This is a genomic window from Luteibacter yeojuensis, assembly GCF_000964085.1.
Taxonomy (GTDB): Bacteria; Pseudomonadota; Gammaproteobacteria; order Xanthomonadales; family Rhodanobacteraceae; genus Luteibacter; species Luteibacter yeojuensis_A.
In genome coordinates this window covers 17860-32272 of the sequence record NZ_JZRB01000085.1, presented here as the reverse complement: position 1 = coordinate 32272, position 14413 = coordinate 17860, and the positions used below count along the sequence as shown (strand labels likewise).

Here is a 14413-nt window from a genome sequence, read left to right as displayed (position 1 = left end):
GCATGACACCCGCCAGCACCGCCGCGGTGAACTCGCCCACGCTGTGGCCGATCATCGCCACCGGTTGCACGCCAACGCTCATCCACAGGCGGGCGAGGGCGTATTCCAGGGCGAAGGTGGCCGGCTGCGTCAGCGCCGTGGCCTTCAGGGCCTCGGCGTCATCGTCGAACATCCGCTCGCGCAGGTCGAAGCCGAGCTCGTCACGCAGCGCGCAGGCCACCTCGTCGATGGCGGCGCGGAAGACGGGTTCGGTGGCATGCAGTTCGCGGCCCATGCCGGCGTACTGCGAGCCCTGGCCAGGGAAAAGGAACACGACGCCAGGCGCCGGGTCGCTGCACGCATGGCAGATGGCCGCGGCGGCGATGTCGCGCAGGCGGGCCTCGGCGTCGGCGGCCGATACCGCGACCACGTGCATGCGCTGGCCGAAGGCCTTGCGGCCGCGGGCCAGGGTGAACGCGGTGTCGGCGAGGTTCTGGTCCGGGTGCGTCGCCACATGGTCGGCGAGCCGCGCGGCGGCGGCGGCCAGGGCGCCCGGCGTGCGCGCGGATAGCGTCAGCAGCTGTGGCCCCGTGGCGGCATCGGACGGCGTGCGTACCGGCGCCTCTTCCATGATCACGTGCGCATTGGTGCCGCCCACGCCAAACGAGCTCACGCCCGCCAGCAGGGGGCCGGCGCTCTGCCACGGCCGCAGCGTGTCGTTGACGACGAACGGCGAGGTGGCGAGGTTCAGGCGCGGGTTCGGCGCGGTGAAGTGCAGCGACGGCGGCAGGCGGCGTTCATGCATCGCCAGCGCGGTCTTGATGACGCCCGCGGCACCCGCGGCCATCACGAGGTGGCCCACGTTGCTTTTCAGCGAGCCGATGGCGCAGAAGCCGTTGTCGTTCGTGCCCTGGCGGAAGGCCTGGGTGAGGCCCTCGATTTCGATCGGGTCGCCCAGCGGCGTGGCGGTACCATGCGCTTCGACGTAGGAGATCTCGCGTGCGCTGACGCCGGCGTTGTCCAGCGCCATGGTGATGACGGCGGCCTGGCCGGCGGCGTTCGGGGCGGTGAAGCTGGCCTTCACCGCGCCATCGTTGTTGATGGCCGCGCCGCGGATCGTCGCGTAGATCGGGTCGCCGTCGCGCAGCGCATCGGCCAGGCGCTTCAGCAGCACCACGGCGGCGCCATCGCTGAACACCGTGCCCTGCGCGTTCACGTCGAACGTGCGGGTATGGCCATCCGGCGAAAGCATCGAGCCTTCCTGCGCGATATAGCCGCTATTGGGCGGGCAGGCGATGGATGCGCCGCCGGCCAGCGCCATGTCGCAGCGGCCGGCACGCAGGGCGTCGAAGGCCTGCGCGATGGCCACCAGCGAGGTGGAGCAGGCGGTGTTGACGCTGATCGCGGGGCCGGTGAGGTTGAGCTTGTGGGCCACGCGGGTGGCCACGTAATCCTTCTCGTTGCCGAGCATCACCTGGAACGCACCCAGCTTCTCGATCAGGTCGGGGCGGCCGCTGATGTGCTTCTGGTAATAAGTAGCGTTGTGCATGCCGCCGAACACGCCCACTGGCGTGTCCTGGCCATCGGGCACGTAGCCCGCGCGTTCCATGCACTCCCAGCACAGCTCCATGAACAGGCGCTGCTGCGGGTCGGTCAGCTCCGCCTCGCGCGGCGACATGCCAAAGAACGGCGCGTCGAAATCGGCCACGCCATCGACGATGCCGCGGGCGAACACATAGCCCGGGTCGTCGCGGTCGGCGGCCGGCACGGCCGGGTCGATCTCTTCCGGCGTGAAGAAGCGGATGGATTCGCGGCCTTCGCACAGGTTGTCCCAGAACGTCTCCACGTCGGGCGCGCCCGGGAAGCGGCCGGCCATGCCGATGATGGCCACAGGTTCCCCCGCCGCCGGCGCGCCACCCGCCAGGCGCCCTGCCAGGGCCTGCCGGGTGGTGCGCCCCTCGATCGTGGCCGCCACGGCGGCCGGCGTGGGCTCCGCGAAGAAGCCCACCAGGGTCGGTGCCGTGGAGAGCTCCGCGTGGATGCGCGCCATGGCGCGCGTCGCCAGCAGCGAATTGCCGCCGAGGTCGAAGAAGTTGTCTTCGCGGCCGACGCGTTCCACGCCGAGGGTTTCCGCGAAGACGGTGCACAAAGCGTGCTCGGTCTCGCCGCGCGGGGCGACAAACGGCGCCGCCAGCTCCGGCCGGGCCCGGTCGGGCGCGGGCAGCGCCTTGCGATCGAGCTTGCCGTTGGCGTTGATCGGCAGCGCATCCATCCGCACCCACGCGGTCGGCACCATGTATTCCGGCAACGTGGCCGCCAGCTGGTCCCTCAACCCCCTGGCACTGACGCCGTCGCCCAGGTCGCCGCCCTGGTGGGAGCGCGCTTGCGCGCGATCGCCCGAGCCAACGTAATACGCCACCAACCGCTTATCCCCCGGCACATCCTCCCGGGCGATCACCGCGGCCGAGACCACCCCAGGAAGCGCGCGCAGCGCGAACTCAACCTCGCCCGTCTCGATCCGGTACCCACGGATCTTCACCTGCCCATCGGCACGCCCGATGAAGCCCAGGTTGCCATCCGGCAGCACCTTCACCAGATCGCCCGTGCGGTAAAGCGTGCCATGCGCCGAGGCGACGAACTTCTCGGCCGTCAGCTCCGGGCGGTTGAGGTAACCGCGGGCGACGCCGGTGCCGCCGATGAAAAGCTCACCGATGGTGCCGTCCGCGACCGGCTCGCGGTGCTCGTCCAGCACGTGCAGCGAGGTCTCGCCGATGGCCGTGCCGATGGGAATCGCGCCGGTATCGTCCGGCAGATCGTGCGGGATGCGGTACGTGGTGGTGAACGTGGTGCATTCGGTCGGGCCGTAGCCGTTCAACAGCGTGGTGGCAGGCAGGGCGGCGAGGGCCTTGCGCACGTGGGGCACGGAAAGCGCCTCGCCACCCGTCAGCACGCAGCGCAGGCCGGCCAGGTTGCTCGCATCGTCGTCCACGATGGCGTTGAACAGCGCGGCCGTGAGCCACGCGATCTCGGCGCCATGGGTTTCGACCACGCGGGCGATGCCACAGCCGGTCGGCACGCGCTGCGGATACACCACGCAGGTGCCGCCATTCAGCAGTGGCCCGAAAATCTCCAGGGTCGAGGCATCAAACCCCAGCGGCGCCGCATGCAGGATCTTCGGCGCATCAAAATCAATGTAGTCGGATTTGCAAACGAGGCGAAGGATCGACCGATGCCGGATCTCGACCCCCTTGGGCATGCCCGTGGACCCCGACGTATACATCGCATACGCCAGGTCATCCCCACACGCCCCACCCCCCTGTAGGAGCTCGCTCCGCGAGCGACCCCCTTGCGAAACGACATCAAACTCCGTCATCCCAAAAACAGGCACATCCTGAAGCGTCACGCCTCCCGGCGCGTCGGCAATCACCGCCGCCACATCCGCATCCGCCAACGCGAACGCCACGCGCTCCGCTGGCCACGTCCCGTCGATCGGCAGATACGCCGCACCGGCCTTCAACACACCAAACACCGCGACCAGCGCCAGCGCCGACCGCTCCATGAGCAGCGCCACATAGGCGCCATGCCCCACGCCCGCGGCACGCAGGCCCGCGGCCACCGCGTCACTGCGCGCGTCCAGCTCGGCATAGGTCAGGGAAAGATCGTCCGAAGCGATGGCGACCCGGTCCGGGTACTGCTTCGCGACATGGGCGAAACGCCCGTGCACCGTCTCATTCATGGCCTGGCTCCGTCCGGGTAGACGCCCGACGGAAAGGCATAGGCCGAATGGCCAGGAGCGCCGCGGCGCGGCCGGCCACAGTGGCCACCGCGCCCATCGCCATCCCCTGTACCCTCGATACCCGCAGCTTTCCGTCGGCCTTCATGCGATCCCCCGTGAACTACCGCAGGGCTCCAGGCACCTGCGGTCGCGGAATCATTTATAGGCCGTGAACGGCGGCGGGCCTATACAACCAGCGCGCTAGCCGGGGGTGGGCGTTTGGCCGATGGGGGAGGATAAGAGATGCCTGCGCTGACGGGAGCCGTGGCGTTCGCACACGGGGGAGGTGATCGGCGGTTGCCAAGGTCCAACAGCGAGCTGTGCGCCACCTTGGTCGCAGTCGCGTTCCTGTTCACGGTCGTCAGAGCGTATTGAATTCGACATTGTCGATGGAAAGCGCTGCTCCATAGAGAGTTACCACGAGGGTAGCGTAAAGCTCTTCGCTCGTGAAACTCACTGTGCCGGACCCGCTGCTCTCAATCAGCTTCTCGTCGGCCCCGTGGTTTTCGTGGAAGGCATGGACCTGAATGAAGGCCCCCCGGTTCGATGCATCCAGCGAAGCGGTGTAGGCAAACCGTAATGATCGACATGCCGACTTCGGACGGATATGGAACGTCAAGGATAGGTGGTCGCGGTTTATGCACTGCACATACAGGTACCGCCCGGACATCGGGCTAGTGCCAGCGGAGCGAATGGCATAGACGCTCCCCGGCGGAGGGCTGACAAGCACCAACGTGTCCAGGGGCCGATCAAGGTAGTCAGGAAGGTTGCCCACCGGCGCTGATTCGAAGTCCTCCACACCGCCAGGCATCACGGGTCGCTTTACCTGCACCGAGTAACCCACCGAAGCAGCGATGCTATCCGTGGCAGTAATGGTCGTGGAGCCGGCGGCGACGCCCGTGGTTCTCCCGCTCGCATTGACGGTAGCGATGGCCGCGTTGGCCGAACGGTAGGCATAGGGCGGCGAGCCACCGGTCGCCGTACGCACCTCGCTCTCTCCGACCTCGAGGGTCATCAACGAGGTATCGATCGACAAGGGCTTGGCAAGTTTCAGGGTATAGCTGCGTGGTGGGAACGCCTTGCTGCTTGCCTCGTCCGCCGCACCGGCGAAGTTCACCGACAGCCGGAGCGTCAGCTGGCTGCCGTCCTTGAGCCCCTGCAGCCAGGTGCGCGGCAGGTTTTCCAGCAGGCCATCGGTTACCTCGCTGGCGGTGACGGCTGTGTTCTCGCGGAGCGGATGTGTGTCCCGTGTGCCATTGGCTTTCGTACCCTCCGCGCGCAGCCACGTGCGCTGCCCGGTGGCGATCAGCGGCCACGGCGCGACGGCCACCTTGGCCTTCCCAGTGAATGTCGAAAGGTCGACGACGCCGCCGCTTGCCTGGTTCACAACGGGGCTCGGCAGGCTCGGATCGTTGTCGGCAAAGTCCAGTACATGCAGGTCGAGCGCCTGCGAGGTGTCCGCGCCATTGACGGTATAGGTCACCTCGATCGTCGTGCCCAGCACCTTGGCCACCTCGGCCGGTGGAATGAGCACGGTGAGCCCTGCCTTCCATGCCACGGGCGGGCTGTCGTAGTTGCCGAAGTGCACGACAATGGAATCCGCCGGCGCGAGCGCGGCGGGCACGCGGACCGTTGCACCGTCTTTCGCCGCGACGGGAAGCAGATTGCCTGCCGCCGCTTCAAGTACTTCGGGGGCGGGCAACTCCGCTTTGGGTGGTCCCACGTGGAAGACGTACGGCACGGAATCAGCCTTGCCCGTCACGCTGTAAGACGCCGTGATCGCCTGGCCGTCGTGGGCGGTGAGGTAATCGGGCGCGAGATGCAGGGTAGCGGCGTAGCCACCCTGGTTCGTCGCGTGGAGCGTCTCGCGCCGTGGCGATGTGTCGTCGCTTGCCAGTGTGACGATGATTTCGTCGCCAACCTCGATCAACCTATCGAGCGGGATGACGAGGTAGACCTCCTCCTGGCCCGGGTCGACGCGGTCGTTGTTGCTTCCCAGTACGGCGGGGGCATCGAAGGTGGCCTTCGTCTGGTCCTTGTTGCGTCCATTCATGGTTCTCTCCCTGGTGGCATGCCGCCATTCCCAGCTACACCTCAGCCTCGATATTGTCGATACACAAATCGCTTCCCGCCACGGGCCGCAACTCTATGCGGATGATCGCGCTGCCAGACGGTGGCACATGGGTCGACCATCCGGGCCCGACGCCCGGTAATGGGGTCGTTGCCGATTGCCCATTGGCATAGTGCTCAACGGCCACGGCACCGCTCGCCGAAGCCAGGTAGCCAAGCCGCACCCGTTTCATGGCCCGGTTGAACGAGAGAGTCACCGCGTATGCGTTACCTGGCGGGATGGGGCCTTTGGCGTACAGCATCACGCCACGCCCGTTGATATAGGGCGGATGCGAAACGGATGCGACGGTGGTCCGGCCGTAGGTGTGCAAAATGTCCATGAACGGCCGCTCGAGCGTCGCAAAATCACCCAGTGGCGCCGATTCGAGACTATCAACGAGCACCTGGGTCACGTCGACGGGATAGCTGACGCTACCCGACGCAGCATCCGCAGCGGTCACGACCGTCAACCCTGGCCCGGTGCCCGTGGTCCTTGCATTCGCATCGACCGTGGCCACGGCTGCGTTTGCAGAGCGATACACATAGGGCGGTACACCCCCCGTGGCGCTGCGCACCTTGCTTTCCCCGACCTCAAGCGCCATCGGCGATGTATCGATCAAGAGAGGCACCTTGGGTGGGCCGACATGGAACATGTAGGGCAGGGAAGTCGCCTTGCCCGTCACGCGGTAGGTCGCCGTGATCGCCTGGCGATCGTGGGCGCGCAGATAATCGGGAGAAAGATGCAGCGTGGCAGCGTATCCCTCCTGGTTCGTGGCACGGAGCGTCTCGTGTCGTGGCGGGGCCTCGTCGCTTGCCAGGGTGACGATGATTTCATCACCCACCGCGATCAGGCTGTTGAGCGGGATGACGAGGTAGACATCTTCCTGGCCAGGCTCGACCTGGTCATCGATCGCCCCACGGACATCGGGCGGTTCGAAGGTGGCATTTGGTTTGGTCGACACGCTGTGATTCATTTCCTGGCCTCCTGGGGCAGCGGGATCACGGCCTCACCTGCACGGTAAGGAGCTGCGACTCCACCGGGTTTTCCGGGTCGGCGAACGGCTTGACCCGATACTTCAACGTCGCGCTGCCACCGCTCAGGGCCCGCAGGCTATCCGCCGGTACGGCGAAGGATTGGGCTTTCCCGGCCTCGCTGGCCGGAATCTGGCGCGGGAAGCTCTCCCAAAGCGCTGGCGTGCCGTCGGCCGTGCGTCCGTCGACGATGACCTGCACGGTGTCGTCCGCGGCGAGGTTGGCCCCGGCAGGGATGATGGCGTGGGGTGTCGTGCCAGCGGGCATCTCGCTGGCGAGCTCGAGCACGTTGTCCTGGTTCGCGTCGACATCCAGCGTGAGTGGCGGCGGCCCGATCACCGGGGTTTCGATGCGGAAGGCAAGCGGTTCCGACAGGGCGACGATGCCAGCCCGCGTGCGCTTGTACGCCACGACCACGCTGTTGCCTTCGTTGGCCTTGATCAGACTGCCCTCGATGGCGAACCGGAGGTCGACGTTGGCGTTGCGCACCGTGAGGTGCCCGGTTTCGCTTTGCTTGCTGGTCCAGGTGAAGTCGATGCCGTCGTTTACTTCGAGCACCGCATGCGGAACGACCACCGCGGTTTCCGCGGTCTTCGGGTCGAGGAAACCGTCGACCACATCGGGGACCGTCGGGGCCGGGAGTTTCGGTTCGGCCCCCTTGCTACCCACGGCGACCTTGCGCACCTCGGATTCGCGCATGGCCTGCAGCGAAGCCGCCCGGCGGGGCAGGCGGGCGGCACCCTGGCCGTCGAAACTATCGACGCTGTATTTCAGTTCCAGCGTGCCGCCATCGAGGCGTTGCAGATAATCGCTGCCGATGGCGATGGCTTGTTTGCCGAGCTTCGAGACCTGCCGGTACTTCCGGTCGTTGTCGGCCATGCCGTCGGCGCGGCGCCCCGTCAGGTCGAGGGTGATGTAGTCGTCCAGCGCCATGTTGGCGTAGTCGATCGATGCCGTGGCGCCGTCGGTCACCTCGGTATCGAGGTCGAGGGTATCGTCCTGGTTCGCATCCTCCGGGATGGTCACGGCGACGAGGAGCGCCGGCAGCCCCTTGATGGAGAGGCCCAGGTGGCGCGACGGCAGCACCGGCCCGCCGTCCTGCGGCAGCAGGCCATACGAGACGCGTGCCGTGCCGCCGCGCAGCGGCATGACCTCATCCACGGGCAGGTCGATCGTGATGTCGAAGATGGTGCCGGGCACGGTATAGGGAGGCGCAACGTAGCGGTGCGAGGCGCCGGTGCCGGGGATCCGGCCCTCGAACAGCGCCGTGATCACGTCGCCGGGGCTCACGTTGCGGCCGCCGGCGCGGCCGATCGTCGGGATCTGGATGGTGAACGGTGTATCGCCCTGGGCCTCGGGGTCGAGGACGCCGCCGACGGCTTCACGTACGCGCGGGGCGGTGAGCGCGCCGGGCGGTTCGATTTCCACGTCCACCAGCGTGTACCGCGAGCGGCCGGAATGGTTCGCGACCACGTCGAAGATCTCGTAGGCCACGGGCAGGTCCTGCATGCCGCCCACCTGTTCGAGCTGCGCCTTGGTGATCACGACGGATACCGGCTGGCCCACCTCGCCGGCCTTGACCGCGGGCAGCACCAGGTGCAACCGCTCCCAATCCACGGTGGGAATATCGCCCTCGGCCATGTTTGGCCAGGCTGGCACGGTGACGGTGGCCGACGTGGCCGAGGCGGGCACGGGGCTCGGCACCACGGTCGCCAGCGGCAGGGCCTCGTTGACCGGGTTGCTGGGTTCTGCGGGGTCGCCCGGGATGGTGCGCTTGATGCGTACACGCAATGGTTCGATGCTGCTGTCCGATCTGCCGTTGCTGTACAGCACGTGGTAGCTGAAGTCGTACTCGCCGTCGGGGTATTTGTTGATCTCCGATGCATCCGCCTCGAGGGTGAAGATCGGGCTTTCCTGGCCAAGGTCGCTGCTGGTGATGTCGTGGCTGGCGATCAGCTTGTCGTCGCCGTCGACGTTCATGAAGGCCTGCAACTTATCGCCCGGGCCCACCTCATCGAGGCTGAGGGGGCCCATCACCATGGCGACGCGTGCGTACGGGTCGGCGATGAGGTCGAAGTGCCCGAGGCCGCCATCCTCGATGGCGGTGACGATCATCCGGGGCAGCACCGGGGCACGCGGCGTGCCCCTTGACGTCGTGTTGGTTTGCATGGCGCATCCTTGCAATCGGTTCGGTTCAGGAGCCGCGTGTATCGACCTTGATCGTGGTCGTGGCCGATGCCACGGGGGTCGTATCACCCGCCGTGTTATTCACCTCGTAGCTCGCCTCGATGTAGAAGAAGCGATTTTCGGGAGACAGGTACATCAATCGTTCCCGCGGGATACGCACGCCGATGTAGTCGGTCTCAACGGGCGGCCGCTCGTTTCCGTCAGGCTCCTTCACCGGCAAGGTTTCCGCAGGCGAGACTGTGAGCGGGGCGGTCAGCCGCATCTCGAAGTCGCGGCCTGGGATGGGCGACTGGTCCCGTCCACTGAAATACTTGAAGCTGACGAGCACCTCCTGGTTCTCGGCGTTGAAGCGAGTCCACAACGGCAAGGCCAGCAAGGTGCCATCGTTGACTTTGTCGACGTACATCCAGGTATCTTCGCTTTCCGGGCACAGGGGGGCATCCAGTTCCTTGCCGTCGCCAGGAAGTTGGTCCTTGCCCGCCACGACCACGCCTCGGATGGGCGAGAACGTGGTGTTCTCGCCGCCTTCCACGGCGCGGGTGATGCTGTATTGCAGGTCGATCGTGCCGCTGCCCACGTCGGTGATCACGTCCGCTGCCATGTCAACGACCAGCGGTACCGAGGTGTCGACAAGATCGGCGGCGACGATCGTATGGCTGGCGAACTCGGTGCCGTTGTAGAGGACACTGACCACGTCGTCTTCAGCGAATACATTCTTCGGCGTGGTGTGCCTGGTCTGTTTCGCGATCTGGACCGTGGCCTTTTTGCCGAAATCATCGCCTTCCACTTTGTCCCGCGCGCCGCTCGCCGCCACCAGCGAAGGCCATTGCAGGTTCTGGTTACCCGGTTCTTCCGGATCGGGGTCGCCGCCGCCCACCTGGTAAACATTCACGTCGACGGTTTTCCTGGGTGAGGTGCCCAGGTCGATGTTGCCGCGTTTGAGGTGGTAGAGCACATCCGCCGGAACGATCTGGTCGTCGTCTTTGGCGGTATAGGTCCATTCTTCGTAAATCGCGGGGAACATGACACCGATGGTGATGTCATCCTCCGCGTCGGCATCACCGGCCGTCAGCGTATACGGAGTGACTGGTGAGTTACCCCAGAATAGCGCGAGCGTATCGCCGGGCTGGAAATCGTCGCTCCAGGGAATGACCACGGCGACGCCATCCTTGTTGGTCGCATCCGCCAGGTCGATCAGCTGGGTGCCGCCGTCACTATCATCGTCGTCATCGTAGGCGGGGACCTGGACAGCTTCGAGGTTTTCGGCACCCTTGAGCGCTACCTGTAGCCAAAGTGCATTGGACGGCTGCGACTCATTGCCCGCGCGGTCGGTGATCTTGTACTTGAAGGCCACCCTGCCGTCGCCCGCCTTGGCGATGAGGGCTTCGGTGACGCCGGCGTCGATCTTGCCGGTATGGCCGAAGGGTACTTCGGCCTCGAACGTGTCGATCTCGTCGTCGACGATACCCCGGATCTTGTCACCGTAGTTGAAGCCCTCGTAGCTGGGAATACGGATGGCCAGGCCACTGGTCTTCCCATCGGGGAGCGTGACCAGCTTGTCCTTGGTCAAGCCGCCATCGACGATGTCGCTGTCCACTTCGGGTGCGGCAAGTTCGTGGTCGCCGCCCGGCGCGACCGTGTCGATGTTGAAGAAGTCGCCCGGGCCCTCGTCCGAGTTCGACCCGCCCGACACGTAACGCAGCACGTAGTTGAGAACGTTCAGCGTGGGCAGGAATGACTCGGTCGGCTTGATGGCGAACGGCCGGGGGTCCAAGCCTTCTCCCTCGGCGACCACTTGTGTTTCGATAACTTTCCCGTTGAGGACAAGGTCGACCTCGTCTGTGTAAACCGTATCCTCGCTAAGCGGTACGAGAACCCGGATAGGCTTGCCCATCTCGGACTTGAGCAGGATGTGGTCGGGTTCCGCATTGGGCGGCGTGTTCGCGGCCGGGGGGGCGAACTGCGTTTCATCGAACTCGATCGGCGCTTCCAGCGTAACGTGCACACCAGGCGCGGCGGGCTGCGCCGCCGGCAGGATAAGCGTCGAAACGATCCGCGACGGGTTGCCGCGCGATGCCTTGGTCTTGATGATGCGCCGGGCCGGGTAAACGGCCGTGCGGGCGCGACGCGTGGGGCGTGCCATGGTCGACTCCTTGTCGTGGGTGGAACTCCAGGGGGACGACCCTACGCCGCCGCGCAGGGCATGGGAAGTAGGCCAAAAGGCGAGTGGCCTGGCGCTTTCACCATTCGTTCATTTGCACGGCGTAGCGTACGCATCGCGTGCCGGAACCACGTGAATCTCCGCGAATGGGTTGGGTGACACCGGCGGGGTGCAGGGCTTTTCAGTGCCATTTTTAGGAGTTCGCCTAATAGGCGCGCTGTGCCTGGCGTGCTGCAATGCGCGTTGCTCCCTGCCAGCACCTCCTCTTTGTCGTCCCGCGAAGCAGTGCCGCCCGTCCCGTCGGCCGCGGAGGTCAACCACCTTTCCCTTCCGGAACGCATATGAACGTCATCCATTCGCACGCGCGGCGCACGCGCCTGTCTGCCGCCCTTGCATCGGCACTAGCACTTACCTCGGCGCAGGTCGCCGCCACCACGCTGGGCCCTGGCCAGCAGGCCACGGTAACGCCGAGCGATACGCCGGCCAACTGGATCCTCAACAGCGCCACGCTGAACGTCGACGGCGGCACCGCCTTGGGTGTCTCCGGCACCTCGTCAAAGCTGTTCGTCACGAACGGCACAGTCACGCAGACGAATCCGGCGGGCGTGGCGGCCATCGAGCTGTTCAACGACAGCAACGGGACGCTCTCAGGCGCCACCATCACGTCGAGCACGGGCGATGGCCTGCTTGCCGCGTTGAGCGGTGCCGGCTCGCTCGTAGCCCCCCGGATTACCATCGACAACAGCACGCTGCAAGGCGGCCGGATGGGTGTGCGCGTGTCGGGCGGCTCGCAGGTGACGATCACGGGATCGTCGCTGACCGGCGACACGGCCGGCCTCGGCGTCATCCGTGGCGCGGTGGCGGTCAGTGATTCGCGCATCACCGGTGGCACGGCCGGCATTTCGGTGTTCACGGACGACCGTGGCGGCGGCACCGGCGAGCCCGAGCGGCGCCTGACACTGGACCACACCGCAGTCGAAGGGACGCAGGGCAGTGCGATCAAGGTCAGCGCACTCCTGGCGGGTGGCACGGATAACGTGCACATCGCGGTAAGCAACGGCAGCACGCTGACCGGCGCGAACGGCGTGGCGCTGGAAGTGGTCGGCGGCACCTCGCGGCCCGGCGTGGCCGCCCCGGTCAGTGCCGATGTCACGCTGGCATCGAGCGATATCGTGGGCGACGTGCGCGTCGGTGACCAGGGCAGCCTCACCCTGGGCATGGCGCAACAGGCCACGCTTACTGGCGCCATCAACGGTGACGCGCGTCTCGACATGGATGCCACCACGGCGTGGCAGATCACCAGGGATTCGGACCTCACGGCGTTGACGCTTGCCGGCAACGTGGGCTTCGTGCCCATGGCCGATGGCTCGCACCATAACCTCAGCGTCCGCGGCGACTTCGGTGGCGCGGGTGGCACGCTAGCCTTCAACACGCTGCTCAACGCAGGCGGCGATCTCGCCAACCAGCAGACCGACCGGCTGCTGGTGCACGGCGACGTGACGACGACGGGGCCCACGCTGGTGGTGGTGAACCCGCAGGGCGAAGGCGCGCTTACCGATCTCAACCGCGATGGCGTGCTCGACGCCAACGAGGGCATCTCGCTGATCCAGGTCGCGGGCCAATCGCGCGCGGATGCCTTCGCGCTGCGCGGTGGCTACGTGGCGGCGGGCGCGTACCAGTACACGCTGCACGCGTTCGGCCCCGGCCAGGCCGACCCGGCCCAGAGCGCGCTGGGCGATGGCGAGACGCTGAACTGGGATTACCGCCTGGGCAACCGCTTCGTCTGCCTGCGCGATTGCGTGCCGGTGGATCCGGTGACGCCGGAAGACCCCGGCAACCCGGACGAACCGGGCAACCCCGATGAACCCGGCAACCCGGAGCCGCCGATCGACGAGCGGCCGGCCGTGGTGCCGCAGCTGCCGTCGTATCTGTCCGCACCGGTGGCCTTGCTCGCGTACGGCGACATGCTCAATGGCGGCCTGCACCAGCGCCTGGGCGATATTCGCCAGGGCGAATCCAGCGACCCCGTGGGCGGCGAACTGTTCGCCCGCTACCTCGGTGGCCAGCTGCGCTACAGCAGCAACCTCTCGTTCGAGCGCTTTGGCTACGACTTCGACCAGCAGGTGAACGCGCTGCAGATCGGCGGCGGGCTGGTGGCGCTGGACGGCGACAACGGCTCGCTGCGCGCGGGCTGGGCCGTGGACAAGGGCACCACGCGGGTCTCGCCACACGCCGTGGATGGCAACAGCACCGCGAAATACGATGCGAACGGCGTGTCGGCATGGCTCACCTGGCAGCACGGCGACGGCCTGTGGGTCGATGGCGTGGTGGGCGCGCGGCGCTACCACGGCAACATCGGCACCGACCTGCGCGGCGACGATGTGGGTGATGTGCGGGCCACCGCATGGACGGCCTCGATCGAAGCCGGGCTACCCATCGCCCTGGGCGGCGAGTGGACCGTGGAGCCGCGGTTCCAGTTGCAGCACCAGCAACTGAATTTCCGTGACTTCGTCGATGGAGACGGCCTGGCGGTGCGCCTTGGCACGGTGAAGCAGACGCGCGCCACGCTGGGTGGCCGCGTTTCCCGCACGGCCCAGCCGCTGTTCATGCCGTATGTGTCGGTGGACCTGGTGCACGCCATGGGTGGCGATGCCCGGGCGCAGGTCTCGAGTGATGCGTGGCAGGCGAGCGATGCGTTCGCCGCGGGCCGCGGCGGCAATGCCTACCGTGTGTCGGCCGGCGCGGTCAGCCAGCTCAGCGAGCATGTGCAGCTCTACGGCGAGGGTAACTACCAGCACTACGTGGGCAGCTACGGCATGCGTGGCTGGGCGGGGCAGGCGGGTATCCGCATCACGTTCTAATCCCCTGGCCGATATCTCCCGGGTCGCCTTGCGACCCGTCATCCCTGCGCCGTCCTGGGGTGCGTCCCGGCACCTGGCGCGGTCCTTCCATTCCCTTGGCGGCGTCCTGCCGCGTGGGGTGGCGAGGAGGCCCGGGGGATACCGTAGGTACATTGTAGGCCGCTGTTTTCAAAAGAAAATAGGCCGATGGTTGTAGGTAGCGACGTCCGTTTCCGGACACGCTACGCGGGCGGATTCGGCAAGCGTTTCGCAGCTGCCTGAGCGGCCTCGGCTTCGCGTTGTCCGCTTTCGAAATCCGTGTCCGCTGCC

The 14413-nt window shown here is 66.6% G+C and carries 6 protein-coding genes; 1 reads left to right on the top strand and 5 read right to left on the bottom strand.

Annotated features, from left to right (window positions below; translation table 11 throughout):
- From VI08_RS20105 to VI08_RS20085, 5 genes are all read right to left on the bottom strand, one after another.
- On the bottom strand, positions 1 to 3715 hold a 3715-nt coding region (locus VI08_RS20105), incomplete at its 3' end, for an amino acid adenylation domain-containing protein (RefSeq protein ID WP_157130536.1).
- A 400-nt stretch (positions 3716 to 4115) separates the two neighbouring features.
- Positions 4116 to 5807: an Ig-like domain-containing protein gene (locus VI08_RS20100; RefSeq protein WP_045831422.1), complete on the bottom strand. Its 1692-nt coding sequence runs from the start codon at positions 5805 to 5807 to the stop codon at positions 4116 to 4118.
- A gap of 34 nt (positions 5808 to 5841) precedes the next feature.
- Complete coding sequence (locus VI08_RS20095; RefSeq protein WP_045831421.1) at positions 5842 to 6837, bottom strand: hypothetical protein; 996 nt, start codon at positions 6835 to 6837, stop codon at positions 5842 to 5844.
- Positions 6838 to 6862: 25 nt separating this feature from the next.
- A complete protein-coding gene (locus tag VI08_RS20090) occupies positions 6863 to 9064 on the bottom strand; it encodes a hypothetical protein (RefSeq protein ID WP_157130535.1) in 2202 nt (733 codons plus the stop codon).
- A 25-nt stretch (positions 9065 to 9089) separates the two neighbouring features.
- Entirely contained in the window at positions 9090 to 11225 is a 2136-nt protein-coding gene (locus VI08_RS20085) for a hypothetical protein (protein WP_045831419.1), read from the bottom strand.
- Between the two features lie 359 nt (positions 11226 to 11584).
- Here VI08_RS20085 and VI08_RS20075 point away from each other — a divergent pair, with 359 nt between their 5' ends.
- A complete protein-coding gene (locus VI08_RS20075; RefSeq protein WP_045831417.1) occupies positions 11585 to 14104 on the top strand; it encodes an autotransporter outer membrane beta-barrel domain-containing protein in 2520 nt (839 codons plus the stop codon).
- Positions 14105 to 14413: the final 309 nt, after the last annotated feature.